Origin of the sequence: Pseudomonas sp. B22129, assembly GCF_044218875.1 — a bacterium.
GTDB lineage: Bacteria > Pseudomonadota > Gammaproteobacteria > Pseudomonadales > Pseudomonadaceae > Aquipseudomonas.
On the sequence record NZ_CP162592.1, the window covers coordinates 164,359 to 178,857 of the forward strand.

Genomic DNA, 14,499 nt, shown 5'->3' on the forward strand with positions numbered 1-14,499 from the left:
TGCAAAGGGCAGATACGATACACCTGCATCGGCTAAACAGTAAGACTTCGCATTGCCGCATGCCAAATTCACTGCAGACTAATGTGGGAGCTGGCTTGCCTGCGATGACGGTGGGCCAGCCAATACATGTGCTGACTGATCCACCGTCATCGCAGGCAAGCCAGCTCCCACATTGTTGATCTTCAGTGTTGTTTAGACTGTGTTTGTTCAGGCTTTGGCAGCGGCCAGGATCAGCGCTTTCATCTCGGCCACAGCGCCTTTGAAACCGACGAACAGTGCATGGGCCACCAGGGCATGGCCGATGTTCAGTTCGTTGATGCCCTTGATCGCGGCCACGGCCTCGACGTTGTGGTAATGCAGGCCATGGCCGGCATTGACGATCAGGCCTTCATTCAAGCCGCACTTCACACCATCAATGATGCGTTGCAGCTCGTCAGCCACTTCAGTCGGCGTGGTCGCATCGGCGTAACGGCCGGTGTGCAGTTCGATGGCCGGCGCACCGACTCGGCGGGAGGCTTCGATCTGGCGCTCGTCGGCGTCGATGAACAGCGAGACTTCACTGCCGATCTTCGACAGGCGCTCAACAGCGGCCTTGATCCGCGCTTCCTGGCCCGCCACGTCGAGACCGCCTTCGGTGGTGAGTTCCTGGCGGGTTTCCGGTACCAGGCAGATGTGCGCCGGGCGGATGCGCTCGGCGAACTGCATCATTTCCTCGGTCACGCCCATTTCGAAGTTCATGCGGGTTTGCAGCACATCCTTGAGCAGCAGCACATCACGCTCCTGGATGTGGCGGCGGTCTTCGCGCAGGTGCACGGTGATGCCGTCGGCGCCCGCTTCTTCGGCGTCCAGCGCGGCCTTGACCGGATCAGGGTAACGGGTGCCCCGGGCCTGGCGCAGGGTGGCGACGTGGTCGATGTTGACGCCAAGAAGAATGCGATTGCTGGTGGTCACGGAAGCGCTCCTGAAAAGGGAAAGAAACGCCGCACAGCATACACGGGGTTGTCAGGGCTTTCGAAACAACTCGCGACTGACCAGCGGCCGTCCGCCCAAGTGCACGGCCAGGGCCTGACGCATCAGGCGCTTGGCAGCGGACAAGGCACCGGGCGCTGTCCAGTCGGCTTCGCTCATGGCCAGCAACTCAGTGCCCTGGAACAGGCCGGGTTGCAGCAGGTACACGCGCTCAAGGCCCGCATCGACTTGCAGGCGGTACATGCCATCGGCGGCGACAGGATCGCCGTGCAGGTCGTTGGCCAGTTCGAAGCCGTAGCCCAGATCGTCGAGCAGGCGCCATTCGAAAGCACGCAGCAAAGGCTCCAATGGGCGGCCTTCGGCCAGGGCCAGCAGGGTGGCGGCGTAGTGATCGAAGACCCGAGGGTGCGGATCTTCGGCGGGCAACAGGCGGATCAGCAGTTCATTGAGGTAGAGGCCACTGAACAAAGCCTCGCCATTGAGCCAGGCGCTGGTGCCGACGCTTTCCATGCGCCCCACGTTTTTCAGCTCGCCCTTGCCACGAAACTCCACGTCCAGGGCCACGAACGGCCGCGCCAATGTGCCCGCCTTGCCCCGTGCGCTGCGCAAGACGGCGCGCAACCGGCCTTGGGGCGTGAGGAAATCCACCAGGGCGCTGGTCTCGCGGTAGGCGCGGCTGTGCAGGACGTAGGCGAGTTGGCTGGGGGGTGGGGATTGGGACATGAGACGGGGAATCTCTGAAGAGCAATCAATGTGCTGAGCGAACACTTACTGTGGCGAGCAGGCTTGCCCTGCGTTGGGCTGCAGAGCAGCCCCAATAAGATCTACCCGACTCTACGGACAGACCTCAGTTGCAGGTTTTTGGGGCTGCTTCGCAGCCCAACGCAGGGCAAGCCTGCTCGCCACAGCAAGCCCGCCCACATTTTAGTCCAGCGGTGTTTTACAGGTCGCCGTAGCCCAGGGAGCGCAGTGCACGCTCGTCGTCGGACCAGCCACCCTTAACCTTCACCCACAGGTTGAGCATGATCTTGGAATCGAACAACAATTCCATGTCCTTGCGCGCTTCGGTGCCGATGCGCTTGATGCGCTCGCCCTTGTCGCCAATGATGATTTTCTTCTGGCCGTCACGTTCGACGAGGATCAGCGCATGGATGTGCAGGGTTTTGCCCTGCTGCTTGAACTCTTCGATTTCAACGGTGATCTGGTACGGCAGCTCGGCACCCATCTGGCGCATGATTTTCTCGCGCACCAGTTCGGCGGCAAGGAAGCGGCTGCTGCGGTCGGTGATCTGGTCTTCCGGGAAGAAGTGCTCGTTCTCCGGCAGGTGCTCGGCGATCACGCGCTCCAGGGCGTCGAGGTTGTGGCCGTGCTGGGCCGAGATCGGAATGATCTGGGCGTTCGGCAGTTGCTCCTGCAGCCAGCTCAGGTGCGGCATCAGCTCGGCTTTGTCTTCGATGCGGTCGGTCTTGTTCAGCGCGACGATCAACGGGCCGGTGACGTACTGCACACGCTCCAGAACCATCTGGTCTTCGTCGGTCCATTTGGTGCGGTCGACCACGAAGATCACCACGTCGACGTCTTTCAACGCTGCCGAAGCAGTTTTGTTCATGTAACGGTTAAGGGCTTTCTCGCCGCCTTTGTGCATGCCCGGGGTGTCGACGTAGACCGCTTGCACGGCGCCTTCGGTCTTGATGCCCAGCATGTTGTGGCGGGTGGTCTGCGGCTTGCGCGAAGTGATCGCGAGCTTCTGGCCGAGGATGTGGTTGAGCAACGTGGACTTGCCCACGTTCGGGCGGCCGACGATGGCAACATAGCCACAGCGTGTTGCGGTTGTATCAGTCATGGCCATTCTCCACGCCCAGGGCAATCAGTGCTGCAGCGGCCGCTACCTGTTCGGCAATACGACGGCTCACACCCTGACCTCGGCTTTTTTCATTCAATAAGGTGATTTCACATTCCACGAAGAACACGCGGCAATGGGGCTCACCCTGGATATCCACCACTTCGTAGCGTGGCAGTTCGCAACCACGGGACTGCAGGTATTCCTGCAGGCGGGTCTTGGGATCTTTGTTGGTGTCGACCAGTGTCAGGCTTTCGATCTCCGACGCCAGCCAGGCGACCACGCGCTCCTTGGCCGTCTCCATGCCCGCGTCGAGGTAGATTGCACCGATCAAGGCTTCCAGGGCATCGGCCAGAATCGACTCGCGACGAAAGCCGCCGCTTTTCAATTCACCGGAACCCAGCCGCAGGTATTCGCCCAGGCCGAAACCACGGGCGAGCACGGCCAGGGTCTCGCCCTTCACCAGGCGTGCACGCAAGCGCGACAGCTGGCCTTCGCGCGCCTGAGGGAAACGCTCGAACAGCGCCTCACCGGCAGCGAAGTTAAGGATGGCATCACCGAGGAATTCCAGGCGTTCGTTGTTACGCCCTGCAAAGCTGCGGTGTGTGAGGGCAAGGACCATCAATTCCTGGTCCTTGAAGGTGTAGCCGAGCTGGCGCTCGAGACGGCTTAGAGAAACGCTCACGGTTTACCCATATCTGTTTGGTGGCACCGGCGGCCATCGACGATTGACGCAGTGTTCAAATTCAAATCCTGATTGGTGCAGCAAGGGGCCGGGACAATGACTGTCCCAACCCCAGAAAAGCATTCGGCGCTGTGTTCACAGCGCCGCCTGTATTACTTGATCAGCCCGACCCGCGAGAAGTTCGGCAGGTGGCTCAGTTTAGGTTCCGGCCAGCTCATCCAGACCGCGAAGGCCTTGCCGACGATGTTCTCGTCGGGAACCATGCCCAGCAGGTCCTTGGGAATGTTGGGGTCATCCCAGTAACGGCTGTCGTTGGAGTTGTCCCGGTTGTCGCCCATCATGAAATAGTGCCCGGCAGGCACTTTCCATTCGCCATCAGGCATTGCACGGTAGCGGCTCATTTCCTTGCGGATTTCGTGCTCGACCGTGCCGAGTTTTTCCTGGTAAAGCTCGGCGCTGCCCAAGGTGTTCGGCTCGGTGCCGATCAGCTTTTCAGCTACCGACTCACCGTTGACGAACAGACGCTTGTCGCTGGTGTAGCGAATCACGTCGCCCGGCAGGCCCACTACACGCTTGATGTAGTTGACGTTCGGGTCGCTCGGGTAACGGAACACCATCACGTCGCCGCGTTGCGGGTCACCCACCGGAATGACTTTCTTGTCGATCACCGGCAAGCGGATCCCGTAGGAAAACTTGTTCACCAGGATGAAGTCACCCACGTCCAGGGTAGGTTTCATCGACCCCGAAGGGATCTGAAACGGCTCTACCAGGAACGAACGCAGCACCAGCACGATGAACAACACCGGGAAGAACGACTTGCCGTATTCAACCAGCAAGGGCTCTTTGTTCAGCTTCTCGACGACCACCGCATCGGGCTGGCTGACGCTGCCCTGATAGGAGGCGATAGCCGCCCGCCGACGCGGGGCGAAGAACACCAGATCGAGCAACGCCAAGAGGCCGCAAACGGCGACAGCGATGACCAGCAACAGCGGGAAATTTAGTGACATAGGACCTAACTATCCAACCTGAGCACCGCAAGGAAGGCTTCTTGTGGAATTTCCACGTTGCCCACTTGCTTCATGCGTTTTTTACCGGCCTTTTGCTTCTCAAGCAGCTTGCGCTTACGGCTTACGTCACCGCCGTAGCATTTGGCCAGTACGTTCTTTCTGAGTGCCTTGACGGAGGTCCGTGCAATGATCTGCCCGCCAATGGCGGCCTGGATCGCGACGTCGAACATCTGGCGCGGAATCAGTTCTTTCATCTTTTCGGTCAACTGCCGACCTTTGTAGTGCGCGTTGTCCTTGTGCACGATCAATGCCAGTGCATCTACCTTGTCGCCGTTGATCAGCACATCCAGTTTCACCAGATTAGCCGATTGGTAACGATCGAAATGGTAATCCAGCGAAGCATAGCCGCGACTGGTGGATTTGAGACGGTCAAAGAAGTCCAGGACCACTTCGTTCATCGGCAAGTCGTAGGTCACTTGCACCTGGGTACCGAGGAACAACATGTCGTGCTGCACTCCACGTTTTTCGATACACAGGGTAATCACGTTGCCCAAGTGCTCCTGCGGAACCAGGATATTGGCCCGCACGATAGGCTCGCGCATGTCTTCGATGGAGGACAGATCCGGAAGCTTGGACGGGTTGTCGACGTAAATCGTTTCACCGGTTTTCAGCGCCAGCTCAAAAATAACCGTTGGCGCAGTGGTGATCAGGTCCAGGTCGTATTCGCGCTCGAGACGCTCCTGGATGATCTCCATGTGCAGCATGCCGAGGAAGCCGCAACGGAAGCCGAAGCCCAGGGCGTCGGAGCTTTCCGGGGTGTACTGCAACGACGAGTCGTTGAGGGTCAGCTTTTGCAGGGCTTCGCGGAAATCTTCGAAGTCATCGGAGCTGACCGGGAACAGGCCGGCGTAAACCTGCGGCTGGATACGTTTGAAGCCCGGCAGCACGTCAACGTCAGGGGTGGAGCTCAAGGTCAGGGTGTCACCAACCGGCGCGCCGTGAATGTCCTTGATACCGGCAATGATGAAGCCTACTTCACCGGCTTTCAGGTCAACGGTTGCCGTGTGCTTCGGGTTGAATACACCCACGCTGTCCACCAGGTGAATCTTGCCGGTGGATTTGACGAGGATCTTGTCGCCCTTCTTCACACGGCCGTGGCGCACGCGTACCAGGGACACAACGCCCAGGTAGTTGTCGAACCAGGAGTCGATGATCAACGCTTGCAGCGGATCTTCGTAGTTGCCGGTGGGCGCAGGAATGGTCTTGACCAGGCGCTCGAGCACCTCGTCAACGCCCAGGCCGGTCTTGGCGCTGCACTCGACGGCGTCGGTGGCGTCAATGCCGATGATTTTTTCGATTTCTTCTTTCACGCGGTCAGGATCGGCCTGGGGCAGGTCGATCTTGTTCAGTACCGGCATGACCTCAAGGCCCTGCTCGATCGCGGTGTAGCAGTTGGCGACGGACTGGGCTTCAACGCCCTGGCCGGCATCGACCACCAGCAAGGCCCCTTCGCAGGCTGCCAGCGAACGGCTGACTTCGTAGGTGAAGTCAACGTGGCCGGGGGTGTCAATGAAGTTCAACTGGTACTTGATACCGTCTTTGGCGGTGTAGTACAGGGTAACGCTGTGGGCCTTGATGGTGATCCCGCGCTCGCGTTCGAGGTCCATGGAGTCCAGGACCTGGGCTTCCATTTCACGCTCGGCAAGGCCGCCGCACATCTGGATGAATCGATCGGCCAGCGTCGACTTACCATGGTCAATGTGGGCGATGATGGAGAAATTGCGGATATGACTCAAATCACTCACGGATCAACACTCAAAAAGGCTGCAGGCAGATTGCCCGCTGAAAAATAGCCGGGAATTGTACCTGATGCTCAGGCCGGACGTCATCTTTGCTGACCAGAACAAAAATGCCCCGATCTCGTGAACGGGGCATTTTTTGTTCATAAGCGTGACATCAGCCGGCTCTGCGCAACAGCCAGAACCCTGCCAACGCACAGATCGTGGTCGGCACCAGCACCGCAAACAGCGGCGAGAAACCGAACACCAGGCTCGACGGCCCGAGCAGATCCTGTGCGATGCGAAAGGTAAAGCCCACCAGAACGCCGGTAAACACCCGCTGGCCGAGGGTCACGGAACGCAACGGACCGAAGATGAATGAAATCGCCATCAACACCAGCGCCGCGGTGACCACCGGCTGCAACACCTTGACCCAGAATGCCAGCCAATAGCGGCCGTTGTTCAGGCCCTGGTCCTTGAGGTAGTGGATATAGCTCCACAACCCGGAGATCGGCAGGCTTTCCGGGATCATCACGACGGTATTGAGCAGTTCCGGCTTGAGGGCGATATCCCACGCCTCGGTCGGCACGTTGATGACTTCGGTGTAAGCCTTGGTGCCCTGCCCCACATTGCGGAAATAGGTCGTGGTGACATCACTCAGCTCCCACTTCTCGGCACTGTATTGCGCGCGCTTGGCGAAGCTGGAGGTCAACATGTGGCGTTCTTTGTCGAACGTGTAACGGGTCACACCAATCAACAGGCCGCCCGGTTGCACGGCGTTGATGTGGATAAACTCGTCACCCTGACGGTGCCAAAGGCCATGCTTGGCGCTTTGCGCGTCGCCCGAACCCTGGGCCAGGGCGCGGTTGGCCTGGGCAGTGGCTTCGGACGGTGGCGCGACGTATTCGCCGATCAGCACGCTGCACGCCATAAGCAACAGCATGGGCTTCATGACTGCCCAGACGATACGGCCGATGGAAACCCCCGCGGCACGCATGATGGTCAGTTCGCTGCTGCTGGCCAGGCTGCCCAGGCCGATCAGGCAACCGATCAGCGCAGCCATCGGCATCATGTCGTAAAGGCGGCGCGGCGCGGTCAGCGCCACAAAACTCAGCACGTCAGCAACGGTATAGGTTTCGGTGACGTTGCCCACTTCATCGATGAAGGCGAACAACGACGCCAGGCCGAGGATGATGCCCAAAACCGCCAGAATGGCGATCAGTACGCTGCTACCAATGTAGCGATCGAGCTTAGCCACGAGCCAACTCCTTCAGGCCACGACGGCTCTTCATTTTCAAACGTATGGGTTCCCAGTAGAGCAGCCCCAGGCCTATCAGCAGGAAGATGCCATGCACCCACCACAGCCCGATAACGGGTGACAGCTTGCCTTTCTCGAGGGAGCCACGGGCGGAAATCAGGATCGTCAGGTAGGCCATGTACAGCAGGATCGCCGGCAACAGCTTGAGGAAACGGCCTTGGCGCGGGTTTACCCGGGACAGCGGCACGGCCATCAAGGTCACGATAAACACCAGCAGCGGCAGCGAAATACGCCATTGCAGCTCGGCAATGGAGCGCAGTTCCTGGCTGCCGAACAGCGAGGCCGTCGGCAAAGCATCACGGTCAGTGACTTCCTCGCTGATCTCGGGCTTGGCCAGCATGACGCCATAGGTGTCGTATTTGATCGCCCGATAGTTCGCCAGACCCGGGCTGCCGTCGTAACGGTAGCCATTTTCCAGGACCAGGTAACGGCTGCCGTCAGGGCGCACTTCCTGGCGACCGCTGTTGGCCACCAGGATCGAAATGCCACGGTCCTTCTGGTTTTGCCCCAGGTTTTTCTGGGAAATGAACACACCGCCCAGGTTGGAGCGATCATCGGTCATGGTTTCGGTGTAGGTCACCCGGGTGCCGTCGTTCAGCGCCTGGAAGCGCCCCGGCTCCAGGGTGTCGAATTCCGTCATCGCGTCCTGTTTGTTCAACAGCAACTGGAACTGCATGGCGCCCTGAGGGGCAAGGCTCATGCTCAACCAGGCCACCACCAGGGCAACGCCGGTGGCCGGCACCATGGTCATGGCCAGCAGACGCTGCTGGCTCATGCCTGTGGCCGACAGCACGGTCATCTCACTTTCAAGGTACAACCGGCCATAGGCCAGCAGAATGCCGAGAAACAGGCCGAGCGGCAGGATCAGTTGCAAAAAACCCGGCAGGCGAAAGCCCATGATCAGGAACAACGAGCCCGGATCCAGGGCGCCCGAGGCCGCCTGGGCAAGGAATTTGACGAAACGACCACTCATGGTGATGACCAACAGCACCGCACTCACGGCACTCAGGGTCAACAGGACTTCGCGGGACAGATAACGGAAGACAATCAAACCAGACACTCCAGGGTTGTCAGGCTAAGGCGGCCAAACAAGCAAGCATACCGAGTCGGCCCGTTTACACGGGCCGGCTAAAAAGATGGCGCATTATCCTGTGATTGACCGCGCCTGTCACGGAGCTTGCTCATGCACGTGCACAAAGCGTGAGGCAAGGGTTGTCAGGCTTTGCTTGCGAGGTTCAAACTGCGGCCTTTGTCGCGGGCGGTTTACAAAGCTCCCGAGCATCAAAGCCTGCGTACAGACGCCAGGCTCACAGACCTTAAATAAGGGACCCGAAAATGGAATTGGTTGTAAAAAGCGTTAGCCCCGAAACGTTGAAAACCGCCACCCTCGTGGTCGCTGTCGGCGAAGGCCGCAAGCTGGGCGTCGCCGCCAAGCAACTGGATGAACTGAGCGGTGGCGCCATCAGCGCGATCCTCAAACGCGGCGACCTGTCCGGCAAAGTCGGCCAGAGCCTGCTGCTGCAAAGCCTGCCGAACCTCAAAGCCGACCGCGTTTTGCTGGTGGGCGTGGGCAAGGATGCGGAGCTGGGCGACCGTCCATTCCGCAAGATCGTCAGCGGCATTCTCAACACCCTCAAGGGCCTGGGCGGCAGCGATGCGGCATTGGCGCTGGATGAAGTCGTCGTAAAAGGCCGTGACAGCTACGGCAAGACCCGCCTGCTGGCTGAAAGCCTGGTGGACGGCGGCTACCTCTTCGACCAGTTCAAGAGCACCAAGGCCGAACCCCGCGCCCTGAAGAAGATCACCCTGCTGACCATCAAGGCGGCGCAGGCCGAAGTCGAGCGCGCCGTGACTCACGCGACGGCAATCGCCAACGGCATGTCGTTCACCCGCGACCTGGGTAACCTGCCGCCGAATATCTGCCACCCGACGTTCCTCGGCGAGCAAGCCAAGGCACTGGGCAAAGAGTTCAAGGGCCTGAAAGTCGAAGTGCTGGACGAGAAGAAGATCAAGGAACTGGGCATGGGCTCGTTCTATGCCGTGGGCCAGGGCAGCGACCAGCCGCCACGCCTGATCGTGATGCAATACAACGGTGGCAAGAAGTCCGAGAAGCCTTACGCCCTGGTCGGTAAAGGCATCACCTTCGACACCGGCGGCATCAGCCTCAAGCCGGGCCTGGGCATGGACGAGATGAAGTACGACATGGGCGGCGCCGCCAGTGTGTTCGGTACCCTGCGTGCCGTGCTGGAGCTGAAGCTGCCGATCAACCTGGTGTGCATCCTGGCCTGCGCCGAGAACATGCCGAGCGGCGGTGCGACCCGTCCGGGCGATATCGTCACCACCCTGAGCGGCCAGACCGTTGAAATCCTCAACACCGACGCCGAAGGCCGCCTGGTGCTGTGTGATGCACTGACCTACGCCGAGCGCTTCAAGCCGCAAGCCGTGATCGACATCGCCACCTTGACCGGTGCCTGCATCGTCGCCCTGGGTTCCCACACGTCCGGCCTGCTGGGCAACAGCGACGAGTTGATCGAGCAACTGCTCAGCGCCGGCAAAGCCGCCGATGACCGCGCCTGGCAACTGCCGCTGTTCGATGAGTACCAGGAACAGCTGGACAGCCCGTTCGCCGACATCGCCAACATCGGCGGCCCGAAAGCCGGCACCATCACCGCTGCCTGCTTCCTGTCGCGTTTTGCCAAGAACTTCAACTGGGCGCACCTGGACATCGCCGGCACGGCCTGGACCAGCGGCGGCAAGGACAAGGGCGCCACTGGCCGTCCGGTTCCCCTGCTGACCCAATACCTGCTGGACCGCGCCAAAGCCTGAAACTGATGACGCCGGGGCGGCTTCATGGCCGCCCTGGTCTCAGGAACCGCAATGACCCAAGTCGACTTTTATATATTGCCCAGCGCCGACCCGCTCGCGCGCCTGGACTTTGCCTGCAAGCTCACCGAAAAAGCCTGGCGCATGGGCCACCGCATCTACCTGCACTGCAGCGATGCCGCCCAACGTGACGAGCTGGATGCCCGCCTGTGGCGTTTCAAGGGCGAAAGTTTTGTGCCCCACGGCCCGGCTGAATCCGAACCCGAAGGCCTGGTAGTGCTGGGGTTGGGTGACAGTTGCGGCGACCACGCTGACCTCTTGGTCAACCTGGACCTGAAAGTACCGGCCTTTGCCAAGGCTTTTGCCCGCGTGGCAGAGGTAGTGGTGGAAGACCCGGCTATTCGTCAGGCCGCGCGGGAGAGTTTCCGTTTCTACCGTGAACAGGGCTATCCTCTGCAAGATCACCGGCTACAACGACTCTGAGTACGCGATGGACACTCCCAACCCTATAAAAAAAGACGACCACCTGCTGGATGACCTTGAGTCGATCCGCCAGTTGCTCGGTGATGATGATTTGCAACCGCCGCTGTTGACCGAATCAGTCGAGGGCGAGGTACAGATTCCGCTGCTGTTCGACATGGTGGGCGGCAAACCTGCGGCGCCGGAGCCTGTGGCCGCCGAGCCTGCCCCCGCCCAAAAAGGGCCTGACGCCCTGCTGCTGCACCTGGACAACGAACTGCGCGCCGCCGCGCAACTGATCATGCAAGACGTGATCGACGACTTTGCCCCGCATATCGAGGCCGAAATCAAACGGCGAATGGATGCGCGGATGGAGCGCTTGCTCAGCCAATACCAGTCCTGAATTAAACACAGATCCCCTGTGGGAGCGGGCTTGCTCGCGAATGCGGTATGCCAGTCGCAAATGGATTGACTGACCCACCGCATTCGCGAGCAAGCCCGCTCCCACATTTTGATCTATGTAAAGTTCCAGGCCGTCTTCAACTCGCCCTCCTCGCCCTGCCCCGTTATACTTGCCGGCTTTCCTGAATAAATGCCAACTAGGGTCCCGCCGCGCATGGATAAGACCTACCAGCCGCACGCTATCGAAACTTCCTGGTACCAGACCTGGGAATCCGAGAATTATTTCGCCCCGCAAGGCGCGGGCGATTCCTACACCATCATGATTCCGCCACCGAACGTCACTGGCAGCCTGCACATGGGCCATGGCTTCAACAATGCGATCATGGATGCGTTGATCCGTTTCCGCCGCATGCAGGGCCGCAACACTCTGTGGCAACCGGGTACTGACCACGCCGGTATCGCCACCCAGATGCTGGTGGAACGCCAATTGGAAGCCACTGGCCAGAACCGTCACGACCTGGGCCGCGAAAAATTCCTGGAGAAGATCTGGGAATGGAAAGACCAGTCCGGCGGCAATATCAGCCGTCAGATCCGTCGCCTCGGCTCGTCCGTTGACTGGAGCCGCGAGCGCTTCACCATGGACGACGGCCTGTCGGAAGCCGTGAAAGAAGCCTTCGTGCGCCTGCATGAAGACGGCCTGATCTACCGCGGCAAGCGCCTGGTCAACTGGGACACCAAGCTGCACACGGCGATTTCCGACCTTGAAGTGGAAAACCACGACGAGAAAGGTTTCCTGTGGAACCTGAAATACCCGCTGGCTGATGGCGCGAAGACCGCCGAAGGCAACGACTACCTGATCGTCGCCACCACCCGTCCGGAAACCATGCTGGGTGACTCCGCCGTCGCCGTGAACCCGCAGGACGAGCGCTACAAGGCGCTGATCGGCAAGTTCGTCGAACTGCCGCTGGTAGGCCGTCGCATCCCGATTATCGCGGACGACTACTGCGACCCTGAATTCGGCACCGGCTGCGTGAAAATCACCCCGGCCCACGACTTCAACGACTACGAAGTCGGCAAGCGCCACAACCTGCCGCTGTTGAATATCTTCGACAAAAACGCCGTTGTGTTGCCGGCCTGCCAGGTGTTCAACCTGGACGGATCGCTGAACGACAGCGTCGACGGCAAGATTCCGGCTGAATTCGCCGGCCTCGACCGTTTCGAAGCGCGCAAGCAAATCGTTGCTGCCTTTGACGCCGCCGACCTGCTGGTGAGCGTTGATGACCACGCCTTGAAAGTACCGAAGGGCGACCGCTCCGGTACCGTGATCGAGCCGTGGCTGACCGACCAGTGGTACGTCTCCACCAAGCCGCTGGCCGAGCCTGCGATTGCTGCAGTAGAAGACGGCCGCATTGCGTTCGTGCCTAAACAGTACGAAAACATGTACTTCTCGTGGATGCGTGACATTCAGGACTGGTGCATCAGCCGTCAACTCTGGTGGGGCCACCGCATTCCGGCCTGGTACGACGAGTCGGGCAAGGTCTATGTAGGCCGTGACGAAGCCGAGGTTCGCGCCAAGCACAACTTGCCCGCCGACCTGGTGTTGAATCAGGACAACGATGTACTCGACACCTGGTTCAGCGCCGGGCTGTGGACGTTCTCCACCCTGGGCTGGCCGGAAAAAACCGAGTTCCTCGAAAAATTCCACCCGACCGACGTCCTTGTCACCGGCTTCGACATCATTTTCTTCTGGGTTGCCCGGATGATCATGTTGACCATGCACCTGGTGAAAAACGACGACGGCACCCCGCAGGTGCCGTTCAAGACCGTGTACGTACACGGCCTGGTGCGTGATGGCCAGGGGCAGAAGATGTCCAAGTCCAAGGGCAACGTCCTTGACCCGCTGGACATCATCGACGGCATCGACCTGGAAACCCTGGTGCAGAAACGCACCTCGGGCATGATGCAGCCGAAAATGGCGAAGAAGATCGAGAAGCAGACCCGCGACGAGTTCGAAGGTGGCATTGCCAGCTACGGCACTGACGCCCTGCGCTTCACGTTCTGCTCGCTGGCGTCCACCGGTCGCGACATCAAGTTCGACATGGGCCGCGTCGAAGGCTATCGCAACTTCTGCAACAAGATCTGGAACGCGGCGCGCTACGTGCTGGACAAAGGCGAAGACTGCGGCCAGAACGGCGAAGCCTATGAGCTGTCCCTGGCGGATCGCTGGATCATCTCGCAGTTGCAGCGCACCGAAGCCGAAGTGACCCGCCAACTCGATCAGTTCCGCTTCGACCTGGCCGCGCAAGCCTTGTACGAGTTCATCTGGAACCAGTATTGCGACTGGTACCTGGAACTGTCCAAGCCGGTGCTGTGGGACGAAAACTCGCCGATCGAACGCCAGCGCGGCACCCGCCGCACGTTGGTGCGCGTGTTGGAAGTGGCCTTGCGCCTGGCACACCCGTTCATGCCATTCATCACCGAAGAAATCTGGCAGCGCATCGCGCCGCTGGCCGGTATCGAAGGCAAGACCATCATGCTGCAACCTTGGCCGGTGGCCAACGAAGCGCGCATTGATGAGGCCGCCGAAAGCGATATCGAATGGCTCAAGACCCTGATGATGGGCACGCGTAACATTCGTGCCGAGATGAACATCGGCCCGGGCAAGCCACTGGCAGTGTTCGTCAAGAACGCCAGCGCCGAAGACCAGCGCCGCCTCGCCGAAAACGATGCGCTGCTCAAGAAGCTGGCGAAGCTGGAGTCCATCACTGTACTGGCTGCCGGCGCCGAAGCACCGTTGTCCGCGACCGCGCTGGTTGGCGAGATGGAAGTGCTGGTGCCGATGGCCGGCCTGATCGACAAAGGCGCTGAACTGGCCCGCCTCGACAAGGAAATCTCCCGCCTGCAAGGCGAAGTGGCACGCGTGGGCGGCAAGCTGTCCAACGCGGCGTTCGTCGACAAGGCGCCGGCTGAAGTCATCGAGAAAGAACGCGCCAAACTGGCCGAGGCCGAACAGGCCCTGGGCAAGCTGGCGGAGCAACATGCGCGGATTTCCAGCCTGTAAGCCGGAACCTGTGTGAAAAAGAGACCTTCGGGTCTCTTTTTTTATGCCTTTTTGTGGGAGCTGGCTTGCCTGCGATGCAGGCAACTCGGTCCTTCAAGCAGACCGAGGTGATGCCATCGCAGGCAAGCCAGCTCCCACAGTTGACCGAGTAAGGCCC

At 60.2% G+C, this 14,499-nt stretch carries 12 protein-coding genes; 4 read left to right on the top strand and 8 right to left on the bottom strand.

Going from position 1 to position 14,499, the window contains the following annotated elements; translation table 11 throughout:
* Positions 1–207: 207 nt before the first annotated feature.
* The 8 genes from pdxJ to lptF all read right to left on the bottom strand — a co-directional run bounded on the left by pdxJ (position 208) and on the right by lptF (position 8,648).
* Complete coding sequence (gene pdxJ / locus AB4P94_RS00750; protein WP_395608998.1) at positions 208–951, bottom strand: pyridoxine 5'-phosphate synthase; 744 nt, start codon at positions 949–951, stop codon at positions 208–210.
* 51 nt (positions 952–1,002) lie between these two features.
* Positions 1,003–1,692, bottom strand: coding sequence for a DNA repair protein RecO (gene recO, locus AB4P94_RS00755; protein ID WP_395608999.1), 690 nt, complete (start codon positions 1,690–1,692; stop codon positions 1,003–1,005).
* Between the two features lie 217 nt (positions 1,693–1,909).
* A complete protein-coding gene (gene era / locus AB4P94_RS00760; protein ID WP_395609000.1) occupies positions 1,910–2,812 on the bottom strand; it encodes a GTPase Era in 903 nt (300 codons plus the stop codon).
* Positions 2,805–3,494 carry a ribonuclease III gene (rnc, locus tag AB4P94_RS00765; protein WP_017136295.1) on the bottom strand — a complete coding sequence of 230 codons (690 nt, stop codon included), beginning with the start codon at positions 3,492–3,494 and terminating at the stop codon, positions 2,805–2,807. Before rnc ends, era begins: the two co-directional genes overlap by 8 nt.
* 152 nt (positions 3,495–3,646) lie before the next feature.
* Positions 3,647–4,501: a signal peptidase I gene (gene lepB / locus AB4P94_RS00770; protein WP_395609001.1), complete on the bottom strand. Its 855-nt coding sequence runs from the start codon at positions 4,499–4,501 to the stop codon at positions 3,647–3,649.
* 5 nt (positions 4,502–4,506) lie between these two features.
* Positions 4,507–6,306, bottom strand: coding sequence for a translation elongation factor 4 (gene lepA, locus AB4P94_RS00775; RefSeq protein ID WP_169378422.1), 1,800 nt, complete (start codon positions 6,304–6,306; stop codon positions 4,507–4,509).
* Between the two features lie 151 nt (positions 6,307–6,457).
* Positions 6,458–7,537 carry an LPS export ABC transporter permease LptG gene (gene lptG, locus AB4P94_RS00780; RefSeq protein WP_395609002.1) on the bottom strand — a complete coding sequence of 360 codons (1,080 nt, stop codon included), beginning with the start codon at positions 7,535–7,537 and terminating at the stop codon, positions 6,458–6,460.
* A complete protein-coding gene (lptF, locus tag AB4P94_RS00785) occupies positions 7,530–8,648 on the bottom strand; it encodes an LPS export ABC transporter permease LptF (protein ID WP_395609003.1) in 1,119 nt (372 codons plus the stop codon). The genes lptG and lptF overlap by 8 nt, the downstream gene beginning before the upstream one ends.
* A gap of 284 nt (positions 8,649–8,932) precedes the next feature.
* Here lptF and AB4P94_RS00790 point away from each other — a divergent pair, with 284 nt between their 5' ends.
* The 4 genes from AB4P94_RS00790 (at position 8,933) to AB4P94_RS00805 (ending at position 14,342) form a co-directional block, all read left to right on the top strand.
* Positions 8,933–10,423 (top strand): leucyl aminopeptidase, encoded by a 1,491-nt coding sequence (locus AB4P94_RS00790; RefSeq protein ID WP_395609004.1) that lies wholly within the window; start codon positions 8,933–8,935, stop codon positions 10,421–10,423.
* 51 nt (positions 10,424–10,474) lie between these two features.
* Positions 10,475–10,903, top strand: coding sequence for a DNA polymerase III subunit chi (locus tag AB4P94_RS00795; RefSeq protein ID WP_395609005.1), 429 nt, complete (start codon positions 10,475–10,477; stop codon positions 10,901–10,903).
* Between the two features lie 7 nt (positions 10,904–10,910).
* Entirely contained in the window at positions 10,911–11,282 is a 372-nt protein-coding gene (locus tag AB4P94_RS00800; protein WP_395609006.1) for a DNA polymerase III subunit chi, read from the top strand.
* 213 nt (positions 11,283–11,495) lie between these two features.
* Positions 11,496–14,342: a valine--tRNA ligase gene (locus tag AB4P94_RS00805; RefSeq protein WP_395609007.1), complete on the top strand. Its 2,847-nt coding sequence runs from the start codon at positions 11,496–11,498 to the stop codon at positions 14,340–14,342.
* Positions 14,343–14,499: the final 157 nt, after the last annotated feature.